Origin of the sequence: Sphingomonas sp. GC_Shp_5, from assembly GCF_026540855.1 — a bacterium.
In the GTDB taxonomy this organism is placed as follows: Bacteria; Pseudomonadota; Alphaproteobacteria; order Sphingomonadales; family Sphingomonadaceae; genus Sphingomonas.
In genome coordinates this window covers 103203-115467 of record NZ_JALNUP010000001.1, presented here as the reverse complement: position 1 = coordinate 115467, position 12265 = coordinate 103203, and the positions used below count along the sequence as shown (strand labels likewise).

Annotated in this window: 10 protein-coding genes; 7 read left to right on the top strand and 3 right to left on the bottom strand. The window is 67.0% G+C overall.

The window, feature by feature from the left end; all coding sequences use genetic code 11:
* The first annotated feature begins 24 nt into the window (after positions 1–24).
* The 5 genes from OXR60_RS00530 to OXR60_RS00510 all read left to right on the top strand — a co-directional run bounded on the left by OXR60_RS00530 (position 25) and on the right by OXR60_RS00510 (position 6236).
* On the top strand, positions 25–1833 hold the full coding sequence (locus OXR60_RS00530) for an acyl-CoA dehydrogenase C-terminal domain-containing protein (RefSeq protein WP_267393005.1): 1809 nt from the start codon (positions 25–27) through the stop codon (positions 1831–1833).
* 205 nt (positions 1834–2038) lie between these two features.
* Positions 2039–2458 carry a DUF2147 domain-containing protein gene (locus OXR60_RS00525; RefSeq protein WP_267393003.1) on the top strand — a complete coding sequence of 140 codons (420 nt, stop codon included), beginning with the start codon at positions 2039–2041 and terminating at the stop codon, positions 2456–2458.
* A gap of 47 nt (positions 2459–2505) precedes the next feature.
* Positions 2506–3807: an outer membrane protein transport protein gene (locus OXR60_RS00520; protein WP_267393001.1), complete on the top strand. Its 1302-nt coding sequence runs from the start codon at positions 2506–2508 to the stop codon at positions 3805–3807.
* Between the two features lie 168 nt (positions 3808–3975).
* Positions 3976–5511: an MFS transporter gene (locus OXR60_RS00515; protein ID WP_267393000.1), complete on the top strand. Its 1536-nt coding sequence runs from the start codon at positions 3976–3978 to the stop codon at positions 5509–5511.
* 122 nt (positions 5512–5633) lie between these two features.
* Positions 5634–6236, top strand: coding sequence for a hypothetical protein (locus OXR60_RS00510; RefSeq protein ID WP_267392999.1), 603 nt, complete (start codon positions 5634–5636; stop codon positions 6234–6236).
* A 119-nt stretch (positions 6237–6355) separates the two neighbouring features.
* Here the strand turns inward: OXR60_RS00510 and secA are convergent, their stop codons facing one another.
* The 3 genes from secA to OXR60_RS00495 form a co-directional block, all read right to left on the bottom strand.
* The gene (gene secA / locus OXR60_RS00505; protein WP_267393573.1) at positions 6356–9100 is read right to left on the bottom strand and encodes a preprotein translocase subunit SecA; all 2745 of its coding nucleotides are present in this window, start codon (positions 9098–9100) and stop codon (positions 6356–6358) included.
* A gap of 126 nt (positions 9101–9226) precedes the next feature.
* Positions 9227–9481, bottom strand: coding sequence for a hypothetical protein (locus OXR60_RS00500; protein ID WP_267392998.1), 255 nt, complete (start codon positions 9479–9481; stop codon positions 9227–9229).
* A gap of 93 nt (positions 9482–9574) precedes the next feature.
* A complete protein-coding gene (locus OXR60_RS00495) occupies positions 9575–10141 on the bottom strand; it encodes an energy transducer TonB (protein WP_267392997.1) in 567 nt (188 codons plus the stop codon).
* Positions 10142–10233: 92 nt separating this feature from the next.
* On the opposite strand from OXR60_RS00495, the gene argJ reads away from it, so the two are divergent.
* Complete coding sequence (gene argJ / locus OXR60_RS00490) at positions 10234–11460, top strand: bifunctional glutamate N-acetyltransferase/amino-acid acetyltransferase ArgJ (RefSeq protein ID WP_267392995.1); 1227 nt, start codon at positions 10234–10236, stop codon at positions 11458–11460.
* Complete coding sequence (locus OXR60_RS00485) at positions 11460–12257, top strand: inositol monophosphatase family protein (protein ID WP_267392993.1); 798 nt, start codon at positions 11460–11462, stop codon at positions 12255–12257. The genes argJ and OXR60_RS00485 overlap by 1 nt, the downstream gene beginning before the upstream one ends.
* Positions 12258–12265: the final 8 nt, after the last annotated feature.

Genomic DNA, 12265 nt, shown 5'->3' with positions numbered 1-12265 from the left:
CGGATCGAACAAGGACTGACTGAGATGCAAGTCTATACCGCTCCCCTGCGCGACATGCGCTTCGTGCTCCACGAGCTGTTCGCGGACGATCAGTTCGCCGGCCTGCCCGCGCATGCCGAGTTCACCCCCGACCTGCTCGACGCGGTGCTCGAGGAAGCCGGGCGGATGGCGCAGGACATCCTGCTACCGCTCAACGCCAGCGGCGATCTCGAGGGCTGCACCCTCGAAAATGGCGTGGTGCGCACGCCGACCGGCTTCAAGGCCGCCTATGACCAGTTCCGCGAAGGCGGCTGGGCGGCGCTCGCCTCGCCACCGGAATGGGGCGGGCAAGGGTTGCCCGAGACTATCAACAAGCTGGTCGAGGAGATGATCTGCGCGACCAATCTGTCGTTCAGCCTCTATCCCGGCCTTACCCATGGCGCGACCACCGCGATCGAGGGCCATGCCAGCGAGGACATCAAGCAGGCCTATCTGCCCAAGATGGTCAGCGGCGAATGGGCGGGGACGATGTGCCTCACCGAATCGCATTGCGGCACCGATCTCGGCCTGCTGCGCACCAAGGCGGTGCCGCAGGACGACGGCAGCTATCTGGTCGACGGCGCCAAGATCTTCATCTCGTCGGGTGATCATGATCTCACCGACAATGTCATCCACTTGGTGCTCGCGCGGCTGCCCGACGCGGCCAAGGGCGTGCGCGGGATCAGCCTGTTCGTGGTGCCGAAATATTTGCCCAACGACGATGGCTCGGTCGGCGCGTCGAACGGCGTCTCGGTCGCCGGGCTCGAGCACAAGATGGGGCTGAAGGGCTCGGCGACCTGCCAGATGGTGTTCGAGGGCTCGCGCGGCTGGCTGGTCGGCGAGGCCGGCAAGGGCCTCGCCGCGATGTTCACGATGATGAATACCGAGCGGGTGTCGGTGGGCATCCAGGGCCTCGGCATCAACGAGATCGCCTATCAATCGGCGGTCGCCTACGCCAAGGACCGACTCCAGGGCCGTGCGCTCGGCGGGGCCGCTCGGCCCGAGCTCGCCGCCGACCCGATCATCGTCCATCCCGACGTGCGGCGCAGCCTGATGACGATGCGCGTCTATGCCGAAGGCTGCCGCGCGCTCGGCCAATGGGCGGCGCTGGCGCTCGATGCCGAGAAGCATGCCGACGACCCCGAGATCAAGGCGCGCGCCACCGACTTCGTGGCGCTGATCACGCCGGTGGTGAAGGCGCTGTTCACCGACCTTGCCTTCGAGGCAGCGAACCACGGCGTCCAGATTCACGGCGGCCACGGCTATATCCGCGAGTCCGGGGTGGAGCAGTTCGTGCGCGATGCACGCATCACCCAGATCTACGAGGGCACCAATGGCATCCAGGCGCTCGACCTGGTCGGCCGCAAGATGCCCGCGCACATGGGCCGGCAGCTGCGGCCGTTCTTCCATGCGGTGTCCAACCTGATCGAGGAGATGACCGGCGATCCGCATGTGATGCAGGACAAGGCGCTCGGCGCCTTCACGGGCGGGCTGCAGCAGGCGTTCGGCGCGCTGCAGCTGTCCACCGGCATGATCGCGCAGAAGGGCATGAAGGATCCCGAGGAGGCCGGTGCCGCGGCGACCGACTATCTGCGCCTGATGGGGCTGGTCGGGATGGGCTATTGCTTCCTCAAGGCGGCGCGGATCGCGACGACGAAGCTCGCCGGGGGCGACGCCGAAGCGGATTTCTACCGGGCCAAGCTCGCTACCGCGGGCTTCTTCTTCGATCGAGTATTGCCGCAGGCGACGGCGGCGTTCCTCGCGATCAAGGCCGGCAAGCGCTCCACCATGGCGCTGCCGATCGAGGCGTTCTGATCGTCGACCAGCCTGACCCCGGGATGACGAAGGGGTTGACACTGCCGCCCGGCCAAGTAGGGGCGAACTACTTACGTATACGGCAAGTGGTTCGCCCTTACGGCGCCAGGCTGACGTAACAACGATAACGGTGACCGCACGAATGCGGCGCCACGATAACCAACTCGCCCGTCATTGACGGCGGGCCTTGTGGAGAGGAGCGTATATGTCCCTGTTGCTGCTGGGCGCCCTGCTGGCGGGCCTTGCCCCCGCCCCGGCCCTGTCGAACGACACCGCGATCGGCACCTGGAAGACCGAGACCCGCAACGGCGTGGTCGAGATCCAGCGCTGCGGCCCCTCGATCTGCGGCCGCCTCGTCACCTCCGAGCTGCTGCGCACCAATCCGGGGCTCAAGGACGTCAAGAACGCCGAGCCCAGCCTGCGCAACCGGCCGCTCAAGGGATTGATGATCATCAGCGGCTTCTCCGCGGGCGACGGCGAGTGGACCGGCGGCAAGATCTACAATGCCGATGACGGCAAGACCTACACCGCCAAGGTGACGCCGATCGACAGCGATCATCTCAAGATCCGCGGCTGCGTGTTCTTCCCGCTCTGCAAGACCCAGACCTGGACCCGCGTGCGCTGAGACGCGCGCGCCCTTTTCCATTCCTTCAATCGTCAGGACGATCCTTCATGTCTTTCCGCACCAAGGCCCCGCTGCTCGCTTCCGCCCTCATCGGCTCGTTCGCCTTTGCCGGCGTCGCTCATGCCCAGGCGTTCTACCTCCAGGAGCAGTCGGCGCGCGGCGCCGGCCGGGCCTTCTCGGGTGAAGGGGCCGATACTGGCCCGCAGTCGCTGTGGTGGAACCCCGCCGCGATCGCCGGCATGGATCACGCCGAGGCGGCGATCAACGCATCGGCGATCCTGCCGCGCGGCAAGGTGGTGGACAATGGCACGGTAATCGCGCGTCCGGGTCAGGCCGCAGGCGCGGTCGGCGGCAACGCCGTGTCGAAGAACCCGATCAACAACGGCGTGCTGCCCTCGGGGGCGATCGCAGTGCCGTTCGGCGACCGCATCGCGGTTGGCCTGGCGGTGACCTCGCCATACAGCTTCACCACCGATTACGAGGCGAACAGCTGGGCGCGCTACAGCGCCGATCGCACCAAGCTGCAGACCATCGACATCCAGCCCTCGATCGCCGTTGCGGTGACCGACTGGCTGCGCGTCGGCGGCGGCGCCAATGTCGAGCATGTCTATGCCAGCCTCGGCAACGCCCTGCCCAACCTCAGCCCGCTGCTGCCCGACGGCAGCCAGAAGCTGGAAGGCGACGGCTGGGATCTCGGCTGGACCGCGGGCATGCAGATGCACAACAGCTGGGCGACGGTCGGCGTCAGCTACAAGTCGCGCATCGAGCACACGCTGAAGGGCGATCTCACCATTGCCGGGCTGGTCGGCCCGCTGGCGGGGCAGAACGCCACCCTGTCCGACATCGAGGCAAGCTTCTACACGCCCGCGCAGACCATCGTCGCCGGCCGCATCAAGGCGACCGACGCGCTGACGCTCAACGCCCAGGCGGTGCGCTACAATTGGAGCAAGTTCGACGCGATCCAGCTCGGCGCGCCGCTCAACACCGCGCTGCCCGAGAATTACCGCGACAGCTGGAGCCTCGCCGGTGGTCTCGACTATGCCGTGACGCCGCGGGTGACGCTGCGCACCGGCGTGCAGCATGCCACCACCCCGACGCAGAATGGCCTGCGCGATGCGCGCGTGCCGGATGCCAATCGCTGGAACTACGCGGTCGGCGGCACCTTCGACATCACCAGCCACATCGGCATCGATCTTGCCGCCAATTACATCGACTTCGACAATGCCTCGATCGATCGCCTGAGCGCCGCTTATGTCGGCACCGCGGCGCAGACGGTGGTGCGCACCAACGGCACGCTCGAGGACGCGCATGCGTTCGTCTTCTCGGCCGGCGCGCACATGCGCTTCTGATCGACGGGTCGACGCTTCCTCCGCCACGCGGCCATCGCGCCGACGTGGCGGAGCAAGGGTCGAAATGTCAGCCAATCACACCTATATAGCGGGCGTCGGACGCCTGCGGCAGACGGGATGCGGCACGGGAGGGGTCTGAGACCCGCCACGAAAGTCGAACACGCCCCCATGCAATTCCATCTTCCCGCCGCCCTCGATCCCCGCATTCTGCTGCGGCCGAGGCGGCGGGGGATCGCCTCGGTCAACGCCGAGGTGCGCGACGGCATCGTGCCGGCCGGCAACGACATCGCGCAGACCACCGATCATCCTGACGAGCCGGCGCCCGGCGCCAATTATCGCACGGTCGCGCTGATCATCGCCTGTGCGATGTTCATGGAAAATCTCGACGCCACCGTGCTCGCCACCGCGCTGCCGACGATGGCGCGCGATTTCGGCGTGCGCGCGCCCGAGATGAGCATTGCCCTCACCTCCTATCTGCTCGCGCTCGCGATCTTCATCCCTGCCTCGGGCACGATGGCCGACCGGTTCGGCGCGCGCCCGGTGTTCCGCGCCGCGATCGCTTTGTTCATGCTCGGCTCGCTCGCCTGTGGCCTCGCACCGACGCTGCCGCTGATGGTGCTCGCACGCTTCGTCCAGGGCATCGGCGGCGCGATGATGATGCCGGTCGGGCGGCTGGTGCTGCTGCGCTCGGTCGCCAAGCGCGACATGGTCTCGGCCATGTCGTGGCTGATCATGCCGGCATTGATCGGGCCCATCGTCGGCCCGCCGATCGGCGGGTTCATCGTCACCTATCTCGACTGGCGCTGGATCTTCTGGCTCAACCTGCCGATCGGGCTCGCCGGCATCGTGCTGGTCGGCCGGTTCATCGCCGACATCCGCGAGGATGTGGTGCATCCGTTCGACCTGCCGGGGTTCCTGCTGTCGGGCGTGGCGCTCGGCGGCCTGCTGTCCGGCTTCGAGATGGCGAGCCGTTCCGGCGAGGGCGGCCTGGCGGCGGCGCTGATCGGCGGCGGGGCGCTGGTGGGCGCGCTCTACCTGCGTCACGCCAAGCGCTCGGCGCATCCGATCCTCGACGTATCGCTGATGCGGGTGCCCTCGTTCAGCCTGTCGGTGATCGGCGGATCGCTGACCCGCATCACCCAGGGCGCGCAGCCTTTCCTGCTGCCGCTGATGATGCAATTGGGCTTCGGCCTCAGCGCCGCGCACAGCGGGTTGATGACGGTCGGCACCGCGATCGGCTCGTTCGGGATGAAGGGTGTCGCGCGGCGGATCCTGCGCCGGTTCGGCTTCCGCAACAGCCTGGTGGTGATGGGACTGCTCGGCACCGCCGCCTATGCCTGCTGCGGGCTGTTCCGCCCCGGCTGGCCGCTGCCCGCGGTGTTCGCGGTGATGGTGATCTCGGGGTTTTTGATGTCGTTCCAGTTCACCGCCTACAACACCATCGCCTATGACGAGATCGGCAAGGAGCGGATGAGCGTCGCGACCAGTTTCTATTCGACCTTCCAGCAGCTGATGCTGTCGCTCGGCATCTGCATCGGCGCTACGGCATTGCATGCATCGATGAGCTGGGCGGGCCGAACCGTGCCGGTCTTTGCCGACTTCTCGGCGGCATTCTGGGCGGTGACCGCGATCTCGCTGCTGGCGGTGCTGGTCAACATACGGTTCGACGCACAGGCGGGGGCGGAGATGAGCGGGCGCCGCTGACGGCGGGAGCACGGCGTTCGTGACAAGTTGGTCACGGAGCCAAGTTGTTCATCGCTCGTTCCACTGTTCAACGGTACAAGCGGCTCAGTTCGCCGCATTCGCCGCGAATGGAGACAGGACAGATGATGGATCTAGGCCGAAAGGCTGTGGTTGCGGCGCTGGCCGCGAGCACCCTGATGGTCGCTGGTTGCGCGACCGAGACGACGTACCGCCCCGCCACCGGGCAGGGCTTCAACCGCACCGGCTATAGCGAGCGCCAGGTGGAGCCGGGTCGTTACCTGGTCACCTTCGCCGGCAACAGCGTCACCTCGCGTGACACGGTGGAGCGCTATCTGCTGTTCCGCTCGGCCGAGCTGACGCTGCAGAGCGGCAACGATTACTTCCTGATGGCCAATCGCGACACCGATCTGCAGTCGCGCACCTACAGCACGCCGGGTCTCGGCGGTCCGTGGGGCTATGGGGGCTTCGGCGGCTATTGGGGCCCGTCGTGGCGCTATTACGGCCGCGGCTTCGGCTGGCGCAGCTGGGGCCCGGGTTATGGTGGTGGCTTCGGCGGCGGCTTTGGTCCGTGGGGCGACGATTTCGATATCCGCACCATCGACCGCTATGAGGCGAGCGCGGAGATCGTGATGCGCAAGGGCCCGATTCCCAAGGACAATCTGCGCGCGTTCAATGCCCGCGCGGTGGTCGACAGCATCGGGCCGAGCGTGGTGCTGCCGAAGTAACACGACCCTCGGGGCGGAGGCGTAGCGCCGCCGCCCAAGACGCCAGCGTTCGCTGGGGTGACACACGAAAAAGGGGCCGGATCGCAACCCGCGATCCGGTCCCTTTTTGCCGTCTGCGCCTATGCCGTCACCGCGCCATGGCAATGCTTGTACTTGCGCCCCGAGCCGCACGGGCATGGCGCGTTGCGATTGACCCGGCCTTCCCAATGCTCGGGATTGTCGCCGAGATCGGGCTCCTCGGGGCGGATGATCTGCATCGGCGGCAGCTGCGTGGTGATGCGGCCCATGGTGCCGGCATCGATGTCCGCCGAATTGTCGTCGCCGGTGAACGGGTCGAAGTGGGTGGTGATGAAGTCCGGCAGCTCTGGTAGCTCGGGCGCCGCCTGCATCGAGAATTGCGCGTGGGCGATGGTCTTGGTGACGTCGATCCGGATCGAATCGAGCATGCGCTGGAACAGCGAGAACGCCTCCTGCTTATACTCGTTGATCGGCGTCTTCTGCGCATAGGCACGCAGGTGGACGACCTGGCGCAGCGCATCGAGCGTGGCGAGATGCTCCTTCCAGTGATGATCGAGGTTCTGGAGCAGGATTGATTTCTCCACCTGCGTCCAGGTCTCGGGCTCGAGTTCGGCGGACTTGGTGGCGATCAGCGCGTCGGCCTGCTCGCGAACGCGCTCCTCGACCACCTCGGGATCGATCGACTCCTCGGTGAGCCAGTCGTCGACCGGCAGCTCGAGGCCGAGCACCTCGGCCAGCTGCTCCTTCATTCCCGCGACATCCCACTGCTCCGGGTAGGAGTTAGGGGGGCAGGCCTCGCCAACGATGACGTTGACCGTCTCGGCGCGCATGTCGCTGACCACGTCGCCGACCGCATCGGCATCCATGATGTCGGCGCGCTGCTCGTAGATCACCTTGCGCTGATCGTTCATCACGTCATCATATTCGACGACCTGCTTGCGGATGTCGTAGTTGCGGGCCTCCACCTTGCGCTGCGCGGTCTCGATCGCCTTGCTGAGCCACTTGGAACCGATCGCCTCACCATCCTCGATGTTGTTGCGCATCATCTTGGCGAACAGCGTGTCCGGCCCGAAAATGCGCAGCAGATCGTCGTCGAGGCTGAGATAGAAGCGCGACAGGCCGGGATCGCCCTGGCGGCCCGAGCGGCCGCGCAGCTGGTTGTCGATGCGGCGGCTCTCGTGGCGCTCGGTGCCGAGCACGAACAGGCCGCCGGCGGCGAGCACTTCCTGCTTCTCGACCTCGATCTCGTCGCGGATCAGCGCGGCCTTTTCCTCATAGTCCGGGGTGCCCTCGACCAGCTCGGGATGCTCGTCGAGCATGCGGAACTCGAGGTTGCCGCCGAGCTTGATGTCGGTGCCGCGGCCGGCCATGTTGGTCGCGATCGTCACCGCCGACTTGCGGCCGGCCTGGGCGACGATATGCGCCTCCATCTCGTGGAACTTGGCGTTGAGCACCTTGTGGTCGACGCCCTCCTGCTGGAGGAACTCCGAGAGCAGCTCCGACTTTTCGATCGACACGGTGCCGACCAGCACCGGCTGGCCCTGCTCGGCATGGGTGCGGATGCGCTTGGCGATGGCGCGGAACTTGTCCTGCGTGTCCTTGTAGAACTCGTCCTCCTCGTCGACCCGCTTGACGGTGACGTTGGTCGGAATGGTGACAACGTTCATCTTGTAGATGTCGAAGAATTCCGCAGCCTCGGTGGCGGCGGTGCCGGTCATCCCCGACAGCTTGGGGTACATGCGGAAATAGTTCTGGAAGGTGATCGAGGCCATGGTCTGGTTCTCGGGCTCGATCGTCACCCCCTCCTTGGCCTCGACCGCCTGGTGCAGGCCGTCCGACCAGCGGCGCCCGTCCATCATCCGGCCGGTGAACTCGTCGATGATGACGACCTTGCCGTCCTTGACGATGTAATCGGTATTGCGCTTGAACATCATGTTGGCGCGCAGCGCCTGGTTGAGGTGGTGGACCACCTGGGTGTTCTCGAAATCGTAGAGATTGGCACCCTGCAGCAGCCCGGCCGCCTCGAGCAGCCGCTCGGCGCGCTCGGTGCCGTCCTCGGTGAGGATGATCGACTTCTGCTTCTCGTCCTTCTCGTAATCCTCGTCGGCGAGCTGCTTCACGATCGCGTCGACGCCGAGGTAGAGGTCCGACTTGTCGTCGGTCGGGCCCGAGATGATCAGCGGCGTGCGCGCCTCGTCGATCAGTACCGAATCGACCTCGTCGACGATCGCCATGGCGAAGGCGCGTTGAACCATCGAAGCGCGCTCATACTTCATGTTGTCGCGCAGATAGTCGAAGCCGAACTCGTTGTTGGTGCCGTAGGTGATGTCCGCGGCATAGGCCTGGCGGCGCTGCTCGTCGGTGAGATTGGGGATGATCACGCCGACGGTAAGGCCGAGGAAGCGGTAGATCTGGCCCATCCACTCGGCGTCGCGCGCGGCGAGATAATCGTTGACGGTAATGACGTGGACGCCGTCGCCCGGCAGCGCGTTGAGATAGGTGGCGAGCGTCGCCACCAGCGTCTTGCCCTCGCCGGTGCGCATCTCGGCGATCTCGCCGCGATGGAGGACGATGCCGCCGATCATCTGCACGTCGAAATGGCGCATGCCGAGCACGCGCACGCCGGCCTCGCGCACCGTGGCGAACGCCTCGGGCAGGAGATCGTCGATCTTGGTGCCGTTGGCGAGGCGCTCGCGGAACACCGCGGTCTGGTTGGCGAGCTGCTCGTCACTCATCGCCTGCAGCGCCGGCTCGAAGCCCTGAATCTTGGCGAGGATCGGGTTGAGGGATTTGACGTACCGGTCGTTGGACGAACCGAACAGCGATTTGGCAAAGCCGCCGAGCATGGGCATGTTCCTGGAATAAGGCGCGCGCGCACCCTCGTAGGGCGCGCTGCTGCAAGTGATCTGAAGATGGGGTCGGTGAGCGCCGACGCAATCCGGACCTTGATCCGGCAGAAGAAACGCGGGCGGCTAGACGCGCCGACGACCTGCATAGAGCGGGTGAACCGCCAGCAGCACCCATGGCCGGGCGCTTGCGGCCGATCGCGCTACGGCGCTAACCGCCGCCAGCGCCTGTACCGGCCGGCTGGCGACCTGGACCGCCTTGGCCGCCTGAACACAAACCGCCGTGGCGCTGACCGCATGCGCCGCTGCCGGCCCGCGGACCACCGACCCCGCCCCGGTCAGGGCGGACAGCAAGGCAGACAGGAGCAACAGCAGGTTCAAGCAAGGTCCCCGATCGGCTTTTCAGGCCATCCTGCCGCTCGATAGGGGCCCCGGCAGGATAAATCCAGCATTACGCGCAGCCGTCGGCGCGGCTCAATTCTCGAGCTGCCAACGGATTCCCGGCATCCGCATCACTGAGACCACGGCCCGCTCCTCGCGATCCCGTCCCGGCGCGAAGCGGCCGCGCTGCAGGGCAAGCAGGCAGGTGGCGCGATCAAGCGAGGCATTGCCGCTGCCCGACACCACCCGGCAATCGCTGGCCCGCCCGTCTGCCTGGATCAGCAGCTCGACCACCGTCCGCCCCTCGGCTCCGGCGCGACGCGCATCCGGCGGATAGTCATCCGCGCCGAACCAGGCGCCGGGATTGCCGCGCGGAACGGGCGGGTGAAACGGCGTCTGCCATCCCGCCGCGCCCGTCATCGGGCGGCCGTGGAACACCGCCACAGCTTGTGCCGCGTCCCGCGCCGTGCGTTGTTCCGCCTGTAGGGCCAGCCGGCGCGAGATGGCGACGTGATCGGCGGCAATGGCGAGGAGCACGACCAGCGCTGCCGCAACCACCGCGACCGCCGACAGCACCGCGGCTCTCAGCCCGGCGCCGTTGCCGACAAAGCGCGACCGCCCCACCGGCGCCGTGCCGCCATGATGTGCGTGCTGATCCATGCGCTCCCCTCATCGCCAGGCTGCCCCGGCCACGACTGTCGGTCAACCGAACACGTTTGATGACGCCGCGGCAGCCTCTATAGCGCATTCCCATGTCCACCCCCTCCCCGCTCGCGCCGGCGCGCTTCCCCGACCTGCCCTCGATTGCGGGGGTGACGCCGCATGTCGCCCGCGCGTATTACAAGACGTGGGATCGCTGCGACCTGACCTTTGTCGAGCTTGCCGCCGGCACCACCGTCGCGGGCGTGCTGACGCAGAGCAAATGCCCCTCGCCCGAGGTGGAATGGTGCCGCAAGGCGTTGACGCTGGGCACCGCGCGCGCGCTGGTGGTGAACGCGGGTAACGCCAACGCCTTTACCGGCGCGCGGGGGCGCACGGCGGTGGAGGCGATCGCGGCGCGGACGGCGCAGCAGCTCGGTTGCCAGCCTTCCGACGTGTTCGTCTCCTCGACCGGCGTGATCGGCGTGCCGCTGCCGATCGACAAGGCCGAGGCCGGGCTCGATGACGCCTTTGCGACGGCGCCGTGCAGCTGGCAGGCGGCGGCCGAGACGATTGGCACCACCGATACCTACGCCAAGGGCGCGATGACGACCGCGGTGGTCGACGGCCAGACCGTGACGCTGGTCGGCATCATCAAGGGATCGGGGATGATCGCACCCGACATGGCGACGATGCTCGGCTATGTCTTTACCGACGCCGCGGTCGAGCCCGGCTTCCTGCAGGGCGCGCTGACCGCGGCCAATGCGACGACCTTCTCCTGCATCACGGTCGATGGCGATACCTCGACCAGCGACACGGTGCTGGCCTTTGCGACTGGCGCTGCCGGTAACGCACCGATCGCCGGCAGAGACAGCCCGGGCGCCGATGCCTTTGCTGCGGCGCTTGCCGATCTCTGCCACCAGCTGGCGCTATTGGTCGTGCGCGACGGCGAGGGTGCGACCAAGCTGATCGAGATCGCGGTGACCGGCGCGGAGAGCGACCGCAGCGCCTATCGGATCGCGATGAGCATCGCCAACTCGCCGCTGGTGAAGACCGCGATCGCCGGCGAGGATGCCAATTGGGGTCGCGTGGTGATGGCCGTGGGCAAGGCCGGTGAGCCTGCCGAGCGCGACCAGCTCTCGATCCGGTTCGGGATCACCGAGGTCGCGCGCGACGGATTGGTGGTCGAGGGTTATGACGAGGCGCCGGTGACCGCGCATCTCAAGGGACACGAGGTGGAGATCGGCGTCGACCTCGGGCTTGGCGACGGACGCGCGACGGTGTGGACCTGCGATCTCACCCATGGCTACATCTCGATCAACGCGGATTACCGCAGCTGATGACGCATCGCGATCACGCGGCGGTTGTGACGCTGATGCGCCAGGTGGCGGACGAGGTGGTGCTGCCGTCGTTCCGCAACCTGGCAGACAGCGACATCGAGGAGAAGGCGCCGGACGATTTGGTCACCGTCGCGGATCGCGAGAGCGAGCGACGGCTGACCGCGGGGCTGATCGCGATCGATCCTGCGGCGCGCGTGATCGGGGAGGAAGCAACCGCGGCCGATCCCAAGCTGCTCGACGGGATCACCCGCGGACGAGTGTGGATCGTCGATCCGATCGACGGCACCAACAATTACGCACATGGCCGCACCCCGTTCGGGATCATGATCGCGCTGGTCGAGGATGGCGTCACCCAGGCCGGGTGGATCCTCGACCCGGTGACCGGCCGGCTGTGCCATGCGACGCTCGGCGACGGTGCGTTCATCGACGGTGAACGGGTGACCGCGCGGCCGAGCGGCGCACCGCTGCCGATCGCGGCGCTGGCGACCTATTTCATGAGCGACGACGCGATCGCGGCGATGATGCTGCGGTGCGAAGGGCGGCTGACCTGCGCGCCCAACCCGCGCTGCGCCGCCGAACAATATCCGCGCGTGGTGCTCGGGCAGAATGACATCGTGCTGTTCCAGCGCACCCTGCCCTGGGATCATGCCGCCGGCGCCTTGTTCGTCCACGAGGCGGGCGGCGTGGTCAAGCGGCCCGACGGCGAGCCTTATGTGGTCGGCGACCTGCGGCGGGGCATGATCGCGGCGGCATCGCCAGCCTTGTGGGACGAAGCGGTCAACATTCTGTTCGGGTGAGGTGGGCT

Excerpts from the sequence above, each read along its gene's own strand:
- OXR60_RS00530 (WP_267393005.1), top strand. The coding sequence starts at position 25 with ATGCAAGTCTATACCGCTCCCCTGCGCGACATGCGCTTCGTGCTCCAC.
- OXR60_RS00525 (WP_267393003.1), top strand. The coding sequence starts at position 2,039 with ATGTCCCTGTTGCTGCTGGGCGCCCTGCTGGCGGGCCTTGCCCCCGCC.
- OXR60_RS00520 (WP_267393001.1), top strand. The coding sequence starts at position 2,506 with ATGTCTTTCCGCACCAAGGCCCCGCTGCTCGCTTCCGCCCTCATCGGC.
- OXR60_RS00515 (WP_267393000.1), top strand. The coding sequence starts at position 3,976 with ATGCAATTCCATCTTCCCGCCGCCCTCGATCCCCGCATTCTGCTGCGG.
- OXR60_RS00510 (WP_267392999.1), top strand. The coding sequence starts at position 5,634 with ATGATGGATCTAGGCCGAAAGGCTGTGGTTGCGGCGCTGGCCGCGAGC.
- secA (WP_267393573.1), bottom strand. The coding sequence starts at position 9,100 with ATGCTCGGCGGCTTTGCCAAATCGCTGTTCGGTTCGTCCAACGACCGG.
- OXR60_RS00495 (WP_267392997.1), bottom strand. The coding sequence starts at position 10,141 with ATGGATCAGCACGCACATCATGGCGGCACGGCGCCGGTGGGGCGGTCG.
- argJ (WP_267392995.1), top strand. The coding sequence starts at position 10,234 with ATGTCCACCCCCTCCCCGCTCGCGCCGGCGCGCTTCCCCGACCTGCCC.
- OXR60_RS00485 (WP_267392993.1), top strand. The coding sequence starts at position 11,460 with ATGACGCATCGCGATCACGCGGCGGTTGTGACGCTGATGCGCCAGGTG.